Source organism: Paenibacillus sp. SAFN-117, from assembly GCF_051966115.1.
GTDB lineage: Bacteria > Bacillota > Bacilli > Paenibacillales > NBRC-103111 > Paenibacillus_L > Paenibacillus_L residui.
This window is the reverse complement of the sequence record NZ_JBQCLK010000082.1, coordinates 1-1,637: the sequence shown is the minus strand read 5'-3', so window position 1 is coordinate 1,637 and position 1,637 is coordinate 1. Positions and strand designations below refer to the sequence as shown.

Here is a 1,637-nt window from a genome sequence, read left to right as displayed (position 1 = left end):
CTGGACAGTGAAAAGTTCTTGTCGAAAAATTCATGGGAATAAAGGTTAAAGGTGCATACAGGAAAAGTAACCCAATCTGGCGAATGATATCCTTAAGGTTCCTAAGCCAGAAAGGAGATCAGATCGCAGAAAGGGTTACTCTATTAGTTTACCCGATTTCGTCGCGATTGACCATACGATGCTGAAATTTCTGAATGAAGTCCTGTCTGCATTCCGAGCTTGCTTTTCCCGAACCGCCACTTTCGAGTGGTTCGTTGTCATCATTGTCGGTTTGATGCTGCGCACCGATCATCTGGGGATGACGACCCTGATCCGGGATCTCTCCTTGCATCCGCGTGGCTACGAGACGCTGATCCATTTCTTCCGTTCCTCCGCTTGGTCGCTGGAATCCCTTCGGCTCACGTGGCTTCATGTCGTTCGGCGCGTAGCCCCACTGTTTTCCCTTAACGGAGCGGTAGTCCTCGTCGGCGACGGGATGAAGCAAGCCAAGGAAGCCCGCCGGATGCCCGGCGTCAAGAAGCTGCATCAGGAGTCCGAGAACAGCTCCAAAGCCGAGTATATTTTCGGCCATCTGTTTGGCGCCATCGGCATCCTTATGGGGACACCCTGCAAGTGGTTCTGTCTCCCGTTATTCATGAACTTGCAGGATGGCGTGAAATCGATCTTCGGCTGGGAACATCCGGCTGAGCGGCAGGATTCCCATGTTGTGCAGATGATCGATCAGGGCTTTGTGGCCGCCCAAGCGTTCGGGAAAGCAATCCTGCTGCTGGATCGGTACTTCCTGTCCATTCCCGCGCTGGAGCGATGGAAGGAAAAGAGCGCATCGGCTGTCGCGCCCTTGCACATCGTCACAAAGGCCAAAGCCAATGTGGTAGCTTATGAGCATCCGCCGACCCGGGAGAAGGGAAGAGGGCGTCCGCCGAAGAAAGGCCCGATGGTCAAACTGAAGGAGTTGTTCCAAACCCGCGCGTCCGAGTTTCAAACCGCCACAGTGACGATGTACGGCAAGGAAGAGACGGTTCAGTACCTCTGCCTGGATTTGCTGTGGGGGCAAGGACTGTACCAGGAACTGCGCTTTGTGCTGGTCCGATGGGGCGACCGGCTGTCCATTCTCGTGACCACCGATCTTACCTTGGCGGCGACGGACATCATCGAGTTATACGGATACCGCTTCAAGATCGAATGTATGTTCCGCGAAATGAAGCAAGCCATCGGTGGATTCAGCTACCATTTCTGGAGCAAGTCTATGCCGAAGCTGAAACGGTATCTCAAGAAGGGAGAATCCCATCCGGTCGAGCATGTTACCGATGAAAAGGAACGAACCCGCATTCGGCAAACGGTGAAAGCGATTGAAGGTTACGTCATGTGCAGTTGCATCGCCACGGGGCTATTGCAACTGATTGCTGTCCGTTATTCGAGCCGGGTTCCGGGCTTGTTCTTTCGCTACTTGAGAACGCACCCCAAGACGGTCGTTTCCGAGGCCACGGTGATGGCTTATTTGCGCACGTCGATTTTTCGCTTGTTTGCTCGTAATCCGCAATTATCCCTAACGAAAATAATCCAATCCAAGCAGGAAACGACTGATATTGACGCCGATTCGCTCGCTTCTTAATGCTGTAGAACTTTTGACTGTCCAG

General features: G+C 53.1%; 1 protein-coding gene. It reads left to right on the top strand.

What is annotated here, in order from left to right; translation table 11 throughout:
• The first annotated feature begins 178 nt into the window (after positions 1-178).
• Complete coding sequence (locus ACTHRH_RS25620; RefSeq protein WP_440418276.1) at positions 179-1,612, top strand: transposase; 1,434 nt, start codon at positions 179-181, stop codon at positions 1,610-1,612.
• Positions 1,613-1,637 lie beyond the last annotated feature (25 nt).

Coding starts and splice junctions, on each gene's coding strand:
- ACTHRH_RS25620 (WP_440418276.1), top strand. CDS start 179: ATGCTGAAATTTCTGAATGAAGTCCTGTCTGCATTCCGAGCTTGCTTT.